21 protein-coding genes and 2 pseudogenes are annotated in these 18,268 nt (G+C 34.4%); 6 read left to right on the top strand and 17 right to left on the bottom strand.

Annotation, left to right across the window (positions count from 1 at the left end; all coding sequences use genetic code 11):
• Positions 1 to 51 precede the first annotated feature (51 nt).
• On the top strand, positions 52 to 1,221 hold the full coding sequence (locus LC087_RS18335) for an AimR family lysis-lysogeny pheromone receptor (RefSeq protein ID WP_226543171.1): 1,170 nt from the start codon (positions 52 to 54) through the stop codon (positions 1,219 to 1,221).
• The gene (locus LC087_RS18330) at positions 1,218 to 1,343 is read left to right on the top strand and encodes a hypothetical protein (protein WP_264190030.1); all 126 of its coding nucleotides are present in this window, start codon (positions 1,218 to 1,220) and stop codon (positions 1,341 to 1,343) included. Before LC087_RS18335 ends, LC087_RS18330 begins: the two co-directional genes overlap by 4 nt.
• Positions 1,344 to 1,514: 171 nt before the next feature.
• Here the strand turns inward: LC087_RS18330 and LC087_RS18325 are convergent, their stop codons facing one another.
• Both LC087_RS18325 and LC087_RS18320 read right to left on the bottom strand, forming a co-directional pair.
• Positions 1,515 to 1,733: a hypothetical protein gene (locus LC087_RS18325; protein WP_226543173.1), complete on the bottom strand. Its 219-nt coding sequence runs from the start codon at positions 1,731 to 1,733 to the stop codon at positions 1,515 to 1,517.
• Between the two features lie 87 nt (positions 1,734 to 1,820).
• Positions 1,821 to 2,141 (bottom strand): hypothetical protein, encoded by a 321-nt coding sequence (locus LC087_RS18320; protein WP_226543175.1) that lies wholly within the window; start codon positions 2,139 to 2,141, stop codon positions 1,821 to 1,823.
• A gap of 351 nt (positions 2,142 to 2,492) precedes the next feature.
• On the opposite strand from LC087_RS18320, the pseudogene LC087_RS18315 reads away from it, so the two are divergent.
• Positions 2,493 to 4,610 (top strand): annotated as a pseudogene (locus LC087_RS18315) (HelD family protein).
• 451 nt (positions 4,611 to 5,061) lie between these two features.
• Here LC087_RS18315 and LC087_RS18310 read toward each other — a convergent pair.
• Positions 5,062 to 6,636 carry a YncE family protein gene (locus tag LC087_RS18310; protein WP_226543177.1) on the bottom strand — a complete coding sequence of 525 codons (1,575 nt, stop codon included), beginning with the start codon at positions 6,634 to 6,636 and terminating at the stop codon, positions 5,062 to 5,064.
• Positions 6,637 to 6,992: 356 nt separating this feature from the next.
• On the opposite strand from LC087_RS18310, the pseudogene tnpC reads away from it, so the two are divergent.
• A pseudogene (gene tnpC, locus LC087_RS18305) lies at positions 6,993 to 7,610 on the top strand (IS66 family transposase); the annotation flags it as partial.
• A 354-nt stretch (positions 7,611 to 7,964) separates the two neighbouring features.
• Here the strand turns inward: tnpC and LC087_RS18300 are convergent.
• The 11 genes from LC087_RS18300 to LC087_RS18255 form a co-directional block, all read right to left on the bottom strand.
• Positions 7,965 to 8,078 carry a class III lanthipeptide gene (locus LC087_RS18300; RefSeq protein WP_226543179.1) on the bottom strand — a complete coding sequence of 38 codons (114 nt, stop codon included), beginning with the start codon at positions 8,076 to 8,078 and terminating at the stop codon, positions 7,965 to 7,967.
• 530 nt (positions 8,079 to 8,608) lie between these two features.
• Positions 8,609 to 11,227, bottom strand: a complete 2,619-nt coding sequence (lanKC, locus tag LC087_RS18295) for a class III lanthionine synthetase LanKC (RefSeq protein ID WP_226543181.1) — start codon at positions 11,225 to 11,227, stop codon at positions 8,609 to 8,611.
• 274 nt (positions 11,228 to 11,501) lie between these two features.
• Complete coding sequence (locus LC087_RS18290) at positions 11,502 to 11,810, bottom strand: glycohydrolase toxin TNT-related protein (RefSeq protein WP_226543183.1); 309 nt, start codon at positions 11,808 to 11,810, stop codon at positions 11,502 to 11,504.
• 126 nt (positions 11,811 to 11,936) lie between these two features.
• Positions 11,937 to 12,191, bottom strand: a complete 255-nt coding sequence (locus tag LC087_RS19860) for a 2'-5' RNA ligase family protein (protein WP_371932718.1) — start codon at positions 12,189 to 12,191, stop codon at positions 11,937 to 11,939.
• 52 nt (positions 12,192 to 12,243) lie between these two features.
• Positions 12,244 to 12,387, bottom strand: coding sequence for a hypothetical protein (locus LC087_RS19855; RefSeq protein WP_371932625.1), 144 nt, complete (start codon positions 12,385 to 12,387; stop codon positions 12,244 to 12,246).
• Positions 12,388 to 12,530: 143 nt separating this feature from the next.
• Positions 12,531 to 12,809 (bottom strand): hypothetical protein, encoded by a 279-nt coding sequence (locus LC087_RS18280; protein ID WP_226543185.1) that lies wholly within the window; start codon positions 12,807 to 12,809, stop codon positions 12,531 to 12,533.
• Between the two features lie 133 nt (positions 12,810 to 12,942).
• Positions 12,943 to 13,200 (bottom strand): hypothetical protein, encoded by a 258-nt coding sequence (locus LC087_RS18275; RefSeq protein ID WP_226543188.1) that lies wholly within the window; start codon positions 13,198 to 13,200, stop codon positions 12,943 to 12,945.
• 32 nt (positions 13,201 to 13,232) lie between these two features.
• Positions 13,233 to 13,478: a hypothetical protein gene (locus tag LC087_RS18270; protein ID WP_226543190.1), complete on the bottom strand. Its 246-nt coding sequence runs from the start codon at positions 13,476 to 13,478 to the stop codon at positions 13,233 to 13,235.
• Positions 13,479 to 13,596: 118 nt separating this feature from the next.
• Positions 13,597 to 13,914 (bottom strand): hypothetical protein, encoded by a 318-nt coding sequence (locus LC087_RS18265; protein ID WP_306019775.1) that lies wholly within the window; start codon positions 13,912 to 13,914, stop codon positions 13,597 to 13,599.
• A gap of 309 nt (positions 13,915 to 14,223) precedes the next feature.
• Complete coding sequence (locus LC087_RS18260; RefSeq protein ID WP_226543193.1) at positions 14,224 to 14,478, bottom strand: hypothetical protein; 255 nt, start codon at positions 14,476 to 14,478, stop codon at positions 14,224 to 14,226.
• Between the two features lie 15 nt (positions 14,479 to 14,493).
• Entirely contained in the window at positions 14,494 to 14,793 is a 300-nt protein-coding gene (locus tag LC087_RS18255) for a hypothetical protein (RefSeq protein WP_226543195.1), read from the bottom strand.
• Between the two features lie 84 nt (positions 14,794 to 14,877).
• Here LC087_RS18255 and LC087_RS18250 point away from each other — a divergent pair, with 84 nt between their 5' ends.
• Both LC087_RS18250 and LC087_RS18245 read left to right on the top strand, forming a co-directional pair.
• A complete protein-coding gene (locus LC087_RS18250) occupies positions 14,878 to 15,159 on the top strand; it encodes a transposase (RefSeq protein ID WP_306019774.1) in 282 nt (93 codons plus the stop codon).
• Positions 15,140 to 16,027 carry an IS3 family transposase gene (locus LC087_RS18245; RefSeq protein WP_371932717.1) on the top strand — a complete coding sequence of 296 codons (888 nt, stop codon included), beginning with the start codon at positions 15,140 to 15,142 and terminating at the stop codon, positions 16,025 to 16,027. The genes LC087_RS18250 and LC087_RS18245 overlap by 20 nt, the downstream gene beginning before the upstream one ends.
• 204 nt (positions 16,028 to 16,231) lie before the next feature.
• Here the strand turns inward: LC087_RS18245 and LC087_RS18240 are convergent, their stop codons facing one another.
• From LC087_RS18240 to LC087_RS18230, 3 genes are all read right to left on the bottom strand, one after another.
• Positions 16,232 to 16,510 carry a hypothetical protein gene (locus tag LC087_RS18240; protein WP_306019773.1) on the bottom strand — a complete coding sequence of 93 codons (279 nt, stop codon included), beginning with the start codon at positions 16,508 to 16,510 and terminating at the stop codon, positions 16,232 to 16,234.
• 262 nt (positions 16,511 to 16,772) lie between these two features.
• Positions 16,773 to 17,375 carry a hypothetical protein gene (locus LC087_RS18235; protein ID WP_226542555.1) on the bottom strand — a complete coding sequence of 201 codons (603 nt, stop codon included), beginning with the start codon at positions 17,373 to 17,375 and terminating at the stop codon, positions 16,773 to 16,775.
• Positions 17,376 to 17,390: 15 nt separating this feature from the next.
• Positions 17,391 to 18,176: a TNT domain-containing protein gene (locus LC087_RS18230; RefSeq protein ID WP_226542557.1), complete on the bottom strand. Its 786-nt coding sequence runs from the start codon at positions 18,174 to 18,176 to the stop codon at positions 17,391 to 17,393.
• Positions 18,177 to 18,268: the final 92 nt, after the last annotated feature.

Raw genomic sequence — 18,268 nt, 5'->3', positions numbered from 1 at the left:
ATGGTACAATTTGTTTATCAGAAAATTTAAACAAGAGGGGAATGGGACAATTTGAAGCTGACGGAGATCGTAGAGCAAATACAAGAAGACTCGCAGCTAAGAAAGCGAAGCTATCAAGACATTGCTGACGAAATAGGTGTGACAAAAAACACTGTAGCTAACACAATTAAATTCATTCAAGAAGGGCAACCACAAACGTCATTAAACGCCATCTTAGGATACCACAAACTATACGCAAAAAAAGATGATCCAGAGTGGACTACCATTGAAGACTACGTAACAAAAGAAGGACTAAAATCTTCCCATATTAAAGACGTCCTTGACTACTGTTACGAAAAAGATTATTTTGAAGCTATGAGAAAAGCAATCGAAATCGGCAAAGAAAAACCGCATGAAATGTCAAAGGTAACAAGACTTTATGAGTTACTGATGATGACAAGAACAAGAGAACTCAGTTTCACGGACACTTACGCAGAATCAAAAGCGATCAACTGGGGCCATCCGCATGTAGAAATATTGAAAGAGTATATTGAGATTGTTTATAGATTCAATACTTTTCAAATTGATAAAGTTGAAGAAAAAGCTAAAAAACTTCTTAATGACTTGAAAAATTTAGATATTAATGACTTACCAAGTCCTCGTTTTATAGATAGAGTTAATGTTTACTATATACGTGCATTAGTTAAACAAAAGAAATACACTGAAGCTAGAGAAAATGGTCTACCTTTAATAGCGGATCATCGCATAACTCCAAGATTTAAGGCTATGGCATATTTCTATATAGGACAATCATATTTATATAGTGATTATGAAACTTGCAAAGATTATTTGATGAAATCTTATGAAATTTATAAACATTTAGGACTAGAAGAGGAATTATTGGCAACTAAAAGAACGACTGATTTACTTGGTTTGTTAAATGGAAAACTAGATGAAAAACAAATTTCAAATGAAAGTAAAGCACATCTAGCCATGTTAAAAAGTTTAGAACTAGATTTTAAATTAGCTGAAAAGATCGTAAATGAAATAGACACCTCAAAATATAATGATAATACTATAATTACAATTAGAGGATTGATAGAATTTGGAGAAACCAAAAAAGAAGGGTATTTAGATATTGCCGTAAAAAATTATTTAAGTAAAGGTGATTTACATTTAGCTGAATTACCTGTAAAACTTAAAGAGAAGTTACAATTAAAAATGAAGGAGTTGGTAAAATGAAAAAAATTATCGTTGCCATTTTTGCGTTGTCTATTTTCACTACAGGTATTGTACTTTTTTCTGATTATGATGTGGAAGCAAAGAATATTGAAAAGCAAGGTACCTATGATCCTGAGTCATGATTATTCGGGACATCCTATTGGATATCTATCCATAGGATGTCCCTTTTTTATCAAAAATATTTTAATAAATTTTATAAAAAGATATTATATAAAAGGAGATATAAGTATTTTTGTAGTGCATATCAGCTGTTTCAATCTCTACTTTGACTTTCACGAATAAAATAAGTCTACTTACACCATCGGCTCATCCTTATCACTCAGCTTAATAAAAAACGGGAGAATTAGAACAAAAATCAAACTGAAATAACCTAAAGTGAAAATCTGTTGCGTTTTTTGGGATATATACTGTTTATGATGACAACTTGGACATTCTTTGCCGTCCTTTGAAAAACCTAATGACCATATTTCTTTTACCTTCCACTTATAGTTACAATTTGTACACCGTGCCATCGTTCCATCTCCTTTTTCCAATATACGTTTCTAATAGTTCTAATACAAGCTAGTCCAACTATCCCCCCTATTAGTTGGGACTTCCTATTAATTTTCATCACCATGATCTGCCTTTGACTCTGATTGTAATCGTTTCAGCCTCTCAATCTCACGTTCTAAACGAAATACACGTTTATTAAGGGCATCTGTTTTACTATCGATATAATCAATCAGCATTTTATTGTTTTGTTCTAGAAAATCAGTCACTAATTTTTCAATATTCACGGATTCTGATTGTTTATTACCATCATTCAAGTTGATTTCTTCTGTTTCTTCTTTGTTAAATCTTTCAGTAGCAGTCTTTACCACCTTTACATCCTGTTTTATTTCTTTCAACTCTTTTAAAATGTCTTTTAATTTTTCACCCATTTTCCATCCCTCACAATCTTTCAAATTTGGTTTCTATACTCAGTGTTGCTACTAAATTCGACATATTCTATTAGTTTCCCTTTTTAGATCCTTTCATTTGGGATTTAATCAATCTGAGGGTTTTTATTCACTTCTTCTTATATTGAGTCTTCTTCCCGAAAATCTCCCTTTACCCAGTATAGAAAACTGAATAACCGACCGAATGATCATGGATGTTCCCCACATGATCACCACCATTTGTATATATAACGATACTATCTCCCCACCCTTGCCAAACCTTTCTATCTATGATAACGTATTTTACCTGCAACAAAATTATTGGCGAATATTCTCAAAAGGAGGTAACTGATCTTGACTAAAAAGAATCAAAGTGCCTTCCATGAGGAGAAGCAGCAACTCAAGAAAATCGCTGCAGAGATTGACCGCCAGCTTCATACACTCAACTCTATCCCTCATTATCATGGAAGTGACATCACAGAACAAGCATTGGAATACGCTCGGGAAACCACCCGGCAAAAATTACGCATCTCTCTCTCTGAACCTTATTTTGGTAGGCTTGATTTTCTCGAAGACATGCAGGCTGTAGCTGAAAACCTCTATATAGGAAAGAATGGGGTTTCTGATGAAGAGTCAGGGAATGTACTCATTGTTGATTGGAGAGCCCCGGTGGCAAGTTTGTTTTACTCCTTCTCTGGAGGAGACGAAATTGCATCCTACTCCTCACCCGAAGGAATCATTGAAGGGATAATCTTATTAAAACGAAATATTGTCATTAGGGAAAAAGAGCTTCATCGTGTCGTAGATACGTATGTAAAAGGAGAAAATAATTTTTCGGGTAGTGATGAATTTCTCGTTTACAAGTTAGAGGAGCATAAAGATAATCGTTTGAAAGATATCGTTGCCACTATCCAGTCTGAACAAAACGATATCATTCGATCCCCTCTCAGTGTCCCTCTTGTGATTCAAGGAGTGGCTGGAAGTGGAAAAACCACCGTTGCCCTTCATCGTTTAGCCTTTTTACTTTATCAATATCGTGAAAAGATAAGAGCAGAAAAAATGATTATTTTTGCTCCTAACAGCATGTTTCTTGATTACATTTCAAACGTTCTTCCTGAACTTGGCGTTGGCGATATTCAGCAAACAACTTTTACAAGCTGGGCTCTAAACACACTTAATCATGAGGTAAAGTTTACAGACCATAAAGAAAAGCTTTAAGAATGGTTTTCTCTTCATTCTTCCAGACCGACTATTGATGAGCAAACACCCGGTAGATACAAAGGAACAAACCAATTTTTAAGAGACATTCAAAGCTGCCTCAAATTTTATGAAAAGCACATGGTTCCGAATCAAGATTTCACTGGACTCGAGCACGAAACGCTAAAAAAGGAAACCATTCATCATTGGTTTTACGAAGAATATAAATCCTATCCTTTAACTAAACGGACAGAAAGAGTCATCACTCGAATAAAACGATGGATCGAGGCAGAAATCAACCATATCGCTGATCCAAAGGTCAAAACAAAAGTGAAATGAAAAGCCAATCAATCTTTAAGAAGCTATATAAAGACTTGGAGCATTCATTCATCTTTATCCTTTTATCAACAACTTTTTCTGTCAAAACGACAAGATTTTATTCCAGCAGAAGTGTATAAAAGAATACCAGAAACGATTCGAAAAAAGACGAATTCACTGTTGAAAAAGAAACTGATAGACGTTGAAGACCTTGCACCTCTCGTCTATATTCACAATTATTTAAATGGAATTGAAAAAAAGAACCGATTCCACCATGTGGTCCTTGATGAAGCGCAAGATTTTTCGCCTTTTCAAGTAGCCGTTTTACAAGAAATGACGAGAAAAAATTCCTTTACGATTTTAGGCGATTTATCACAAGGGATTCACAGTTATCAAGGAATTCAAGACTGGTCCGAAATCCTTGAACTTTTTGGCGAAGAAAGTAAACAAGGATATTTTGAACTAAACAAAAGTTATCGATCCACGATGGAAATTATCGAATTTGCCAATAGCATTATTTCTAAAATAAATCCTATACATTTAGCTGTACCCGTATTCCGTAGCGGAGACGAAGTTAACGTACTTAAAACAACTACAACTAATCGTATACAAACGGTGCTTAATATAATTGAAGATTTTCAGAAGGACAAAGCTAACACGATCGCGATTGTGGGAAGAACAGAAGAAGAATGCGAACTTTTGCATCAAGGTCTTCATGAAGCAGGTGTTGATGCAACAATAATTACAGCCGATCAATCCAATTATGAAGGTGGCATTTCCATCATCCCCATCTATTTAACGAAAGGGTTGGAATTTGATGCTGTCTTAATAACCGACGTAGATCATGATCACTACACCTTAACAGAAGAAGATGCAAAACTTCTCTATATAGGCTGCACACGGGCACTGCACAACCTTTGTTTGCTTTATTCAGGAACGAAATCGCCATTGTTGTAAAGGACTAATACAGTAAGACGAAATCACTTTTAAGAGAAGTGATTTCGTTTTCAGCTTTCATTATTTGTGATTTTTTCTTATAACCTTTCTGCTATGTGTAGTTCTTCTAGTAATTCATTTTCATTATCTCTATAACTTTCTAAGAGAGTCCTGTTAGATTTCAAAAAAAGCGATCCAGTTTAATCGGAAGCAATAGTGGCTTATTATTGTCACTGTACTTAGATGAGAGACTTACAAAGGGTTTCAGCTTTTCTATGCAGCGTCCTTTTCTTTACTTTTTGAACACGCACAAATAGAATCTTTTTTGACGAAGATCTGAAAGCTTTTTAATAATGAAAACTTTTGACTGACAAGAATAGATATTAAGATCCACAATAACGGGTAATGGTTTCTAGTTTACATTAAATGGTTTTTTGTGTGAATAAACAGCGGTTCCTTTGTTGAAGTTTTTTTAACACATTAATATTGCTACGGAATTGACTCCTTGACCTACTATAATCAAGTCCTTTAATTGGTTAATGTCTGCGTCAAATACCCCGAGTAAATTTGGAATAAAAGATATAAACAACTCATTGGTTTGTTCATTTATGTCTATAAAAACGGGATTAAAGCCAAGGGTTGATGTTGAAATAACCGTATCGGAATTTGCATCAATGATAGACAGTGTATCATCATCAAAATTGCCTACATAAACAAATTCTGTTGTTTGATTAGCTCGAACAGATTGAGGATTCATACCAACCTCTATAGTAGTAATAATCATATTCGTATTCAAATCCACAACGGAGACATTGTTATCACTACTGTTTGTAACATACAGTTTAGGTGGGCTGGTCGTCTCTAATACAGTTACCCCAAACGGAGAGTTCCCTACCGTTATCGTACCAACTAACGTATTCGTATCCCCATCAATAATGGTTATATTATTATCATTAATATTAGGAATATAGACGCGATTCGTTTGTTGATTTGTTGAAGGGATCCTTGGTCCAGATCCAATTGATAGTGTGGTAACAATTTCATTTGTATTTGTATCAATAATTGATACTTCTTCTGAACCAAACAGGGGTGCATATAGTTTTGTCGGGGTGGTGTTTGTTGACAGAGTTAGATAACCAGGAGATTCACCTATACTAATGGTATCAATAATTGTATTTGTGTTTCCGTCCAGTACAGAAATATCTAAAGAGTTTGAGTTGGAAACATAAACTCTTTTTGTAAATGGATCGGTTGCTATTCCATTTGGAATTAACCCTGCTGTAACCGTCTCTATGACAGTATTGGTTAATCCATCAACAACAGAAATATTATTACCAAATGGAATCTGAGAATTTGCTGTGTATATAATAAACCCACAAAAAAGGTTCGTCACAGCCACTGTTTGAATGGGTTGATTCCCTACTTGTGCTGAAGCTTGAATTAATGCTGTCGCTGTAGGCCTAGAAGAATCTATAATGATGTTAGTAGTAAAACTCCCACTTAAATCAGTAATCGCAGGATTCGGCGAAAAAGAAACATCGGTTGTATTTGATGAAAGAGATACACTAATCCCACATTGGGGTACACCATCTAATGTTACATCTCCAGTCACGACTCCTTTACAATTGATTGTATCAGGAACAAATAAATTCAATTGGGGTGATTCAGGATACTCGATAGTTTGTAGTTGCTTCGGATTAACAACGAGGAATCGTTCATATTCAACAAAAGTAGACCCTATAAATAGGCTTGCCGTTGGTTGAACAGCTGTAGCAGTTATTACATCACTACGATTGACAAGGCTTACTTCAATCTCGATTAAAAATGAAGAAAATCCCACTGGATTAAATGAGACACTTTCAGTACTTAAAGCATTAATAAGAATTGAATTCGAACTAATCAACGTCTCAGGGGAAGTACTTTCATTAAAAAATCTAACCGTTACATTTGCTTGACTTATCGCATCAGTGTTTCTGATTCTTACTTCAACAGAATTGAATAAAGAGCTGGCATTATTAATGGGGCCACTAGAAAACGAAATTGTCATTTTCATACTCCTTTTTAAATAATTGATTTTAAAGATTCTTTTTATATTATGTAAGAATCTGAAGGTTGATTGTACGGTTGTCACAGAATAATATAAAAATTGTTCAATAAGAAGGAGATTTTTTTGAATAGATTGAATCCCTTAAAATAATAAGTGTAATGAAAATGAATTAGTGGGTGTGATAGGAGAATAAAATTGTTTAAGTGCATGTTTAAAAAGTAAATGAAGGAAAGGATGAAATATTTAGGATTGAAGAATGAGTTCACTCTAAGTTCAGTTTGCGTAAGCAATGGACTTTCATATGACTCCAGTCGTAAGAAACGACTTTAGTAGGTGGTCGTTTAAATAAGAAAGAAGTGACGCTTATAGGGTGCTGGGCTCATTCGCGCCGAAAATTCGACGAGGCACTTAAAGCCTTACCGTCATCCGCTTCTTCAAAAATGGTCGCGACCAAAGAAGGACTTCAGCTTATTCAGCAACTTTATGTGATTGAAGGTAAGCTGAAGGAGGTAAGTCCGAAAGAACGATACAAAAAGCGCCTAGAAAAAAGTCAGCCCATTATAGAGGCTTTTTCAGCATGGCTCAAAAAAAAAGAAAAACAAGTCTTGCCAAAAAGTAAACTTGGACAAGCCCTTTTCTATTGTTTAAACCAATGGGATGAGCTCACGTGCTTTTTAAAAGATGGTTGATTAGAAATCGATAATAACCGAGCGGAGCGTTCCATCAAACCGTTTGTGATCGGAAGAAAGAACTGGTTATTCTCTAACATCCCAAGATGAGCTGAGGCGAGTGCCATTATTTATAGTATAGTTGAGACCGCTAAAGAGAATCAATTAAATCCTTTCGCTTCCCTCACGTATCTCTTTGAAACACTACCAAATATCAACACACAAGATCCGAATGAAATGGACAAGGTCATGCCTTGGTCATCTTCACTCCCAATCCATTGCCGTGTCTTTAAAAAGCTTACTTAAATCATAATGCAACTCTCATCTTCTTAAAAGGTGGGGGGTCTTTTTACGTTTCCCCCGCACTTAACATCTTTGACAAATTGCATGATTCCTCTCACATCAAAAAGGCTTATGTTTAGTTGAATACTAAATAAAAAAAAAAACACAAGGAGTTTCCCCTGTGTTAAATTGCTGGCTGCAACTGACTTTCAGTTACTATTTCGCCAATTCCAACTATCGTTTTCTCAAACTAGATATCCTAGAACGAGTAAGTATTGGATGTGTATACTTCAGAAAAATCAATTAATTTTATCTCTTTTTATATTCCGTAATCCACATCGTTACGACAATGGTTCAGTTAAGAGTACCGAATGAATGTCATTCAGAATCCTTCGTTATTAATCTCGTTAATATTGTTTTGAGTATATCCACTGATTGTCCTTTACCTTCAGTGTCATCTGCTAATTTTTGCAATTCTAATACCGTATTCATCTCTTTCACCTCCTTTCATTGACCACTTAAAATGTTTTTATAGTGCGTGTTCAAAAAGTAGGGGAAAAAGGACGCTGAATAGAAAAGCTGAAACCCTTTGCTCACACCCGACAAGCATAAGGCGCGGAGATAAGAAAGGTGTTCTTTATCTTTTGTTCTCAGTGACTTATGACCTCGAGGGTGTAAGGGTTGAAGCTAGACAAGAACGGGGCGGTCTGCTCTATGGAACGCAGGCTAAGTACAGCCACGTCGCGAGAGCTAACACCTGCGCTAGCACCTCCTGTGCGTCGGAGGAGCGGAAAAGCAAACCAACAACGTTATTCAACCGACATTTTTTTAGGACTTTTTGAACAACCTCTTATAGGAATAGACTCGGTTGCTAGTTCTTTATCATCAGGTTCCTGTTCCAACTTTTACAATTTCAACACAGCATCATTTCACAAAAATATAACCTGATTACATTTATATTGAAGTAAAATTATGTTTTATATCGAGAAACTTCAACTATGTATACTTAGATGAATAGGTCATTATCCTTTTGCATTGACTTTTGATCTGTTTTTAGATTGGGTTCTTGCTAGAAATTCATCTGAATTGACCAAAGGGAGCCAATAAAGTGGATTATCTTTTACTACTCCCATTAAAGCCAAAATTATTCCTGAGCTACCTGTATAAACATCATCAGATAATCTATAGGAAAATTGCCCAGGATATACATAAAAATCGTCTTTTTGTATTAAAAAAAGATTCATTAATTCTACAACATTATTAGTAATTTCCTCTTTTTTTTGTTGGTCTTTCACTAAAGGAGGAATTAATAGAAAACTTCCTGCTCCGTCAAATAAACCTCCACTGATTGTACATCTTATTTTAGATACTTTTATAATGGAGTCCATTTCATCTATAAATAGATTTTGACCACTCACATGGTTTAAAAACCAAATGGCAATTGCAACTCCAACAGTCCCTCCGGAAAGGTATGGCAATAGTTGATTCCTATTATCAATCGTTTGTAACACACCGATCAATTCGTCTTTTTTTGTTGATTTTAAATCTTCTTTTAGAAAAAACGTAGCTTTTTCTAAATACTTTTTATTATTTGTAGAAGAATAAAGTGCTGAATAGAATAAAGATACACCAGATAATCCATCAATTGCGCCAATATCAACCGCCATCCAGTCATTAGTTTTAAGCGGTTTACCTTGAACTCTATTTTTCTCAATCCATTCTTCTATTTCCATTGCTAACTTTAAATATTCTGTATTTTTCGTCTCCAAATACAAACTAATTACAAATAAACCTATACCTGAAAGACCTGACCGTAATGAAATATCCGTTTTGTTAGTAGTATCTTTTAAATATTTCAACTCGTTAAATACAATTTCTTCATATCCTTTATCATAAAGTAACGCAAAGATTCCTGCTTTTCCAGTGAACAGCCCATTTTCTTGAATCGTATGCAGATTATTTAACAAATAGTTGCTAATCCAGTTATCTACTTCATAAGTGCTAGATTTATTTTTAGTAAGTGTAAAGGCTGCACCAGTACCTCCAGATAAAAAGTTAAATTTCCCTGATTCCATCTCAAACTGACGAATGTCACCGTTAATGAATCTTTCATCCTTTGTTAAATTATTTTCAATTCCTCTTATCAACTTATTAGTAATAGACGTCAAGTTAAAGTCGCTTGTTCGGTAAGAAAGATGGATTTCTTTAAAATGATCCTCTTGAAAATGTTTCATTTTCTCATTACATTTTTCTTGTGATGCTACTATGAATTTATAAAAGGGTTCTTCATAATTTTCTTTAATCCAGTTGAGGTGGTTGTCTTGTAAATATATTTCTAAATCTTCAGAAGATAAAACTGGAAGTGCTAAATACCGTATTAACCGCTTCAATCCATACCAGTCTCTTGCTCCACTAACCTTAATTTCCCGAGAGGAAAATCCAATTGTCTCCATATTGGGTTTGTCTTGAGAATCAATAGACATAGCAGTTTCAAAATCTATTATGCTAACAGTTAAATCGTCCGTCACCATAACGTTTGTTGGTTGTAAATCACCCATAGCTATCCCATTAGAATGCATTTTTTCTACCAAAATCATCAGTTGTGACACAATTTTTTTGACCTTCTCAGCATGAAAACTTAGATGGTTACCTCCTCTGAAAAAAGGGAATTCTTTTGAAAGCCATTGCCTTAAATCACTTCCTTCAATAAATTCCTCTACTAAAAAATAGTGTTCCCATTCTTTGAAATAGTCAATTAATTGAACAACTCCAGGTACGTCTTTAAGAGTTTTCAAAGCATTGTATTCGATTTTTTGCCTTTCTAAGGCATCTTTTTTCATCCCGTCTAAACCCGCATTAGGTCTAGCTTCTTTGATAATAACTTTTAAATTATCTTTTTTTCTAGTGGCCAAATAGATCCCGCCAGCATTACTGAAACTAAGTGCAGTTTCAATCTGGTATCTCTCTAAATTACTGTCTTCTTTGGTTTCTGGCTCTTCACACTTATTTAAGGTATGAAGATAATCATCAAAATCTTTTACAAAGTCAGGAACTTGATAAAACGGAACTCTTTGATCTCTAATTAAATTACCTTGCTTATCTCTAATACAATGTTCGCCTTTTTCATTTAATATACTTTTAAACGCGCCATATCTGTAAAATATATTGCTATTTTTCCACCTTTTATCATTAAGAATATAAGGTCCTTTCTTAAAAGATGTTGTCAATAGTGAGAGGGTGTCTAATAGTTCAACGAAGACTTCATTATTAATAGGATAGATGGTAATAAACTTTCCAGAGGTAGCTCGATTTGCATTTTTCGAATTCATCTTCATAAAGCTTTGCTGATCCTTCAGGTGCTTGAACCCAACCATCTTATCTATACATAAATGGCCAACCTTATTAAGTATGGCCTGTGCATCTTCAAATGAAGAGGTTACATGTATTTTCCATCCTTGCTCTGGAAGTACTGAATCCTTAGGATGATAATATATCCAATCAGAATTATTTTCTGAGATCACTTCATAATTAGTAGGAAGCTCTTTTAATTCATAGCTATTATCTTTCTTTGTCACATTGGATTTTCCGAAAAATTCTGAATTAGGTTTCATATATTGATGATAAAGTAAGTGTTCTTCCATAAAACCCCTCCAACTTATAAAAAAAATTTACATATTTCTGTATAGGCGATTAATTTATTTAAAATTGATAATATTCTAAATTCATAATGCGTATTATATCAATTGTGCAATTTTCAATAGTCTTGCTTCTATAATGGATTAAAGTGAATATTTCGACAAACGGGACGGTAATCCTTTATATCATGATATATAGACAAAAATTGTTCAAATTTAGTAGTGATGCCGTTTCTCTATACTTAAACGCCCATTTAAAGGATTTAATGAGGTTAAGATTTTATATAAATGGTTGTTCAGACATAAAAGGAGGCAACTCTCTACTTTCATAGCTGGATCCTGCTGGAGAAAAATACTGGCCACTAGGGTTACTTCCATATCGATCAATCATTTTCCCCGGTTCTAGTGTTTCAATTACATATTCCCCATTTACAAAACCATCTACATTTGGATCACCATTTGCACCTGGCCAATTTATGTCTCCCGTTTCCTGATTGAAATATTTAAGGTTATGGTATGCGTGTGTAAACGCCAAAAACAGCGTGTCAGAAATCCAACTATACAACCGTCCAAGTGTTGAGAAGTGCATAATAAAAACCTCACTATAGTAAGGTCAATTGTTTAAAGAGATATCGATATACTTTTCATATCTTTGTTTTTCAATGTTTAGTTCATATACTCTAATAAAATTCACTTCAAAGTTGGGATATGGTGTTCATTCTTTGTCCGCTAATCTTTCCATTTCTTTTAGTTCTTTTTTAGAGAGTCCAGTGGAAATGTTTCCTCCGTATTGTTCTATCCCCAGAGTTAAGTGAGGTATAAAGGCATCGAGTTCAAAATACTGTTTTATTAAGTCTTCAGACGGTGAAATTTCTTGCACTATTTCTTGATGCAATTTGGGTAAATTATTTGAGTTAACACTCAAATATAAAATGTTATCTCCAAAATACTTTGGCTTATTTAATGACACATGAAAAGGTTTGAAAGTTTCACACACTTTCTGTACTTTGTCTATCCATTTTTTATCTGGAGTTAATCCCCCCTTGTGCTTTCAAAGTTATGTGAGGTTCTACATCTGATTGTTTAATCCATTTATTTTGAAAAAGCTCAACTCGTTCTAAATATTCTTCAGGAGGGACAATTCCTATAAAATACTCCACTTTCATTCTTCTTCACTCCTGTTATTGTCAGTTTTAATAATTTTACTAGAAAATTCAAAACATACAAATGATATTATTTTACAAAAAAAAACAATCTTATAGAAAACAGCTTATTAATAAATAAATATCATCAGGTATTAATTCATTCGTTAAACCGATCGTAATTTTTCATATAATTTTTCTGCTTTATGCATTTCTTCTAATAATGGATTTTCATAATCACTATACCTATCTAAGTACGCTCTAACACCTCCACTAATAAATATACCTTTTACATCTCCGTTATTTTCAAGTATTTCTAGAGTATTTTTATATCTTTTATAAATTAAGTTTATTAGACCACTACGGTATATCTCATTGAAATAGTCCCTTTCAAGCTTGGCTAATACTACCGTTACTTGAGATATTAACTGTTGTTTTAAGTCCATTTATAATCCTCCGTATCTACTAGAAACTAGCCTAATTTCTTTAATCCATTCTGATGACCAATCCCACGGTAACCATATTGGATCACCATCACCTTCTAGTAGAACACCCGTTTCAGTATATTGTTTCTCAACTCTACCTATGTTTTAAAAATTCCCCTTCAAGAACTTCTATAACTGCTTCATATTGTCTATCATTATTCCATTCTGGAACTGAAGCAGTATTAACCTTTGCATTGATTCTATTTCCTGCTTGAACAGTAGGAGCAAAAGAACCATTTACCTTTGCTACATGATCTCCTTCACCGAATGTTCTATAAAATCTTATATTCTCATTGGTTATTACAGTTCTATAGTTTCCATCTTTAAATGATACTCCTATCCACGCAGGCAACTCTACTTTATCAACTTTTGTGACTTTATTATCTATTGCAGTAGAATATTTATCTCTAACTTTATTCCTATTACATCCACTCTATTTACCGAACTCATAACATGACTAAGGTTATTGTTCACAAACTGAGAATCTAGCACATTCCGTGACCCATTCATCGCATAGGCAAAGTTTCCATCTGGATTATTTAGTCTTTTGAAACCGCCTCTAGCACCATCTAAAAACAAGACCGCTCCGTTTTTAACGTCTTTGACAAACTGAACGGTTCCTCTCTTCACTCCTTAAACGGGCAGTTTGTTGGGTTGATAACTTAATATAAGGTTACAAGAGGGTCTTAACAAAAAGACCAATGTTCTTGTTTAATCGACAGTGAACTTTGGTCTAGGTTAGTGGATGTTAACTATTAACTATAATCTTACTTTTAGAAACTACAATTTTATTTAACTCTTCCAGATCCCCATTTCTAATAGCATCAATCACATCAAAATAAGATTCATTATCAAAAGTTGCTACATATCTTGCAGAAGGATTTTCTACATAAGGGATGGCACGCTGATCGTATGTGTAAGGGATACCGTCATCAGGTAATACAGTGAAATCTACTCCACCTTTACCACCGATTCTATCCCAACCTTCTGGCAATGGATTTTTTCTACTAATTTCAGTAATTGATCCCTCATCAAATCCCATTTTGTCTGGCCAATCCACAATCATCCTTCCGTTAGCTCCAAATGCTTCTGGCTTCAAATATTTCATGTCTGAAACAACTGTAACATCACCTTTTACTTCTAAAGCATCGTATGCTTCTTTGATCTTCCTGAATTTATCTTCACCTGATAAGTATTACGCTTACCTTTTAAAAAAGACCGTAGCCCCCTTTTACTTTAAAGAGAACTACAGCCTGATTGTGGCAGTGATACTTATTAGATAATTAAATAATTAGAATTTCAACAAATAACTTCATGATTTCCAACTATACTATAAAATTCACAAAATCAATTAATAGATTAATATTATGTATTACTATTTTTGATTCAAATAATTATGTCTGTCTAATAATAATTCATAGAAGTAATCAAAAGCCTCATTTTCACTTTTTATTTTTTTTATTACAAAATGCCCCCCTCTTTCCCTGGTTTCGTAAATTTTCCAAAAATCACCATCAAATACACAGCCCATTACAAGTGGTTCATCTGTTATACTATCTAGCACCATAATATATTCACCCATGTTCAATTTTTCCTTCTTAAATCTATTTATAAACTCTTGCTTATTCACTTTTGAATAGCCCCCTTAATATTTAGGTATAACCCCTATCATTTCTAATATCTCTGCATTTAGCGGTGTTACAATTTGTACTGCCCCACCCTCCATTAAAATTTCGCCTTTTATACTGTTTACCCATGGTGCAGCTGTGCCTTCCAATCCATATGTTGAATCAATATTTCCAATTGATTTTTGTAAATCTTCCTGAAAACTTATATAACTTGATTGAATTCTATCAAAAGTAACATTTGAGATAGGGTCCTTTCCATTATTCACTACTATTTTATTTAGTGTTTCTAAATCATCACTTCTAATTGCATCAATCACGGATGCTAGTATAGTTTCATGGACACACCTTAGTTAAGCTTTCTAATTATTGACTATAATAAAAAACGAAAGGATGTGTCCTTGATGGGTAACCAAGGTGTTAATAAAAAATTCAATGAAGACTTCAAAAAAACGGTGGTTAATCTTTATCATTCTGGCAACTCAGTAAGCAATCTAAGTAGCGAATATGGCGTGTCTGAAGTAACGATTTATAAATGGATTAAACGATTCTCTCCAATCGATTTAGAAGATGGTTCGACCGTTACGACGGACGATTTAATCCAATTAAAAAAACAAATGCGCCGCCTTCAGGAGGAGAATGAAATATTAAAAAGGCTATGGCCATATTCGCGAAAAAGTAAGTAAAACTGAGTTAGCCGCTACGATTGAAAAGTATAAAGATCAACACCCTATACAAGCACTGTGTGAAGTCTTAGATATTCCAAGAAGTACGTATTATCAATCACTACATGAAACAGAGTCTAATCGTGATCGTGAGAACAAGGAACTAACCAAAGAAATGATAGAAATTCATACAGATAGTAAAAAACGGTACGGAGCACCCAAAATTCATATGGAACTCGAAAAAAGGATTTTCCGTGAGTCTAAAAAGAGTTCAAAGGCTAATGAAAAAGTTGGAATCCGCTCCATTATACAAAGGAAATATCGCCCTTATACTAGTCAGCACCAAGTAACAGAACAAGGAAACTTATTAAACCGAGACTTTACCACCACAACGATTAATGAAAAATGGGTGGGAGATATTACGTATATCCATACGATTAAAGATGGTTGGTGCTACTTAGCTTCAGTGATGGATTTACATTCTAAGAAAATCATAGGTTATGCCTTTTCAAAAACGATGACGACAGACCTAGTGATAAAAGCACTGAATCATGCGTATGAAACGCAATCTCCTAAAAAGGAGCTCATCTTTCATTCGGATTTAGGCTCTCAATATACAAGTGAAGAATTTGCAGAATCCATCCGTTCCAAGGGGATCAAACATTCATTTAGCCGTAAAGGTTGCCCATATGATAATGCTTGTATTGAATCATTTCACGCCATTTTGAAAAAAGAAGAAGTCCATCAAGTTAAATACCTGAACTATCAATCGGCTAACATGGCTTTATTTCAATATATTGAAGGCTGGTACAATCGAAAAAGAATCCATGGAAGTATCGGGTATCGAACTCCACAAGAAGTAGAAGACAGCATTCGGGCATGCGCATAGCGACTCTCTAACATGTGTGAATCAAGCTTTATAGGGAGTAGCGGGCATGATAGCCTCCTTTGGCGATGCCGATGTCGGAGCATCTGGTTTCTCGGCAACAGAATCATGCCCGCGGAGGGACCCTGTCAAGCGTCAAAATAAAACAAGTTTTCTTCGAGCATAGGTATTAAAGTGAACTAACTTTTTTGTGTCCGAAAATTTGACTCAGATCCACACATCAAAATAAGATTCATTATCAAAAGTTCCTACATGTCTTGCTGAAGGGTTTTCTAAATAAGGAATGGCACGCTGGTCATACGTGTAGGGAATTTCATTATCAGGTAACAACGTAAAATTAACTCCCCCATTTCCCCCCACTCTATCCCATCTTTTTGGTAAGGGATTATTTCTATTTATTGTTTTAATTTCTCCTTCGACAAACCCCATGTTATCTGGCCAATCCACAATCATCCTTCCGTTAGATCCAAATGCTTCAGGCTTCAAATATTTCATGTCCGAAACAACTGTAACATCACCTTTTACTTCTAAAGCATCGTATGCTTCTTTGATCTTCCTGAATTTATCTTCACCTGATAAGTATTACGCTTACCTTTTAAAAAAGACCGTAGCCCCCTTCTACATTAAAGAGAACTACAGCCTATAGTAATATTTTTTCTATCGTATTTGTATAAATTTCGAGACGTCACTGTGAATTCTTCTATAATTTACTAATTAAGCATGAGGATCATCCCTATGATTTAATAGTTCACATCAAAAAGACTAATATATCATCATCAGTAAAACTTTCAGTTAACATCTTTCTTTTCAAATACTGCTTCTCCAGCTCTTTTATCAAATATAAGCGATACGTTATTCTACTCAAAGCAGTAAAGCCTTTCTTTATATCTACTAGAGGAGAAGAAAATTTCTTTTGATTGTTTTTATCAATATAATTAACCCTCATCTTATCATCAATAATTTCTCCATACATCTCTTGAGGCCTAATAACACTACAACTATAATATTCATCAGGAACACCTATACTATGAAAAAACTGTTCTAATTCTCTAACACTATTAACATCTGCTACGGGAGTACGAGATATATCATGAAGGAAATACTCATCTAATAATTTAATAAAAAAATATTTAATTGCCTCTTTTTCATCTTTGAATTGTTTTACTTCTTCTCTCTCTGGGCGTGGTCTTGTCTCAGAATTCATAAAAGAATAATACCAACCATCATTTTCTTTCTCTATCTGGTTATAACTAGGATAGTATCCTCCTTTATCTTCTTTTATACATCCATTCTTAAATAAAATCTTTATCCCTAAGTCACTACAAATATCTTGTAATTGTTGTCTATTCAAATTAATCGTCCTTTCTTATTCACTTATAGCCTCTATATAATTTAACTTTTCTAAGTTTTTGACTGTTGCATCGTATGGCTTACCTAGTTCATCATAAATCTTCAAACTTGTATTGAACTGTATACCATACCCAACCTCATCAAACCATGGTGCTATCAAACCGGACTTAACTTCAAATTCTTTAAGAACTTTATACTTAGTATATGGTTCTTTTGACATAAAAGGTGGCAACGCTCTACTTTCATAGCTGGATCCTGCTGGAGAAAAATACTGACCACCAGGGTTACTACCATATCGATCAATCATTTTCCCCGGTTCTAGTGTTTCAATTTCAAATTCCCCATTTACAAAGTCATCTATATTTGGATCACCATTTGTCCCTGGCCAATTTATGTCTCCTGTTTCCTGATTAAAAAATTCAGGATTACCATATACGTGTTTATATTTTACATATAACTCATCACTCGGAGGAAAAGCCCACCCTTTAAGCCTTTCCCTATCTTGATCAGAGATAACATGATCACTTTTCCTACTTCCTTCAACCTCTCCCAATTTCGCCTTCGTCATAGTAGAGTCCTTACCATCCACTCTACTTACCGAACTCATAACATGACTAAGGTTATTGTTCACAAACTGAGAATCTAGCACATTCCTTGGCCCATTCATCGGAAAGGCAAAGTTTCCATCTGGACTGGTTAGTCTTTTGAAACCACCTTTGGCACCATCTAAAAACAAGACCGCTCCATTCTTAACGTCTTTGACAAACTGAACGGTTCCTTTCCTTCCATCTATCTGCTTCATTTACTCTGTATCACCTTTGGCAGAAAGGACTTTGTTTTGTTTAGCAAATTCATCCAATGATACCTAGCCTTCTATGAAGTTCGTGTTCCTCA

This window comes from Bacillus carboniphilus, assembly GCF_020524035.2.
Taxonomy (GTDB): Bacteria; Bacillota; Bacilli; order Bacillales; family JAIVKR01; genus Bacillus_CC.
This window is presented reverse-complemented; position numbering and strand designations above follow the sequence as displayed.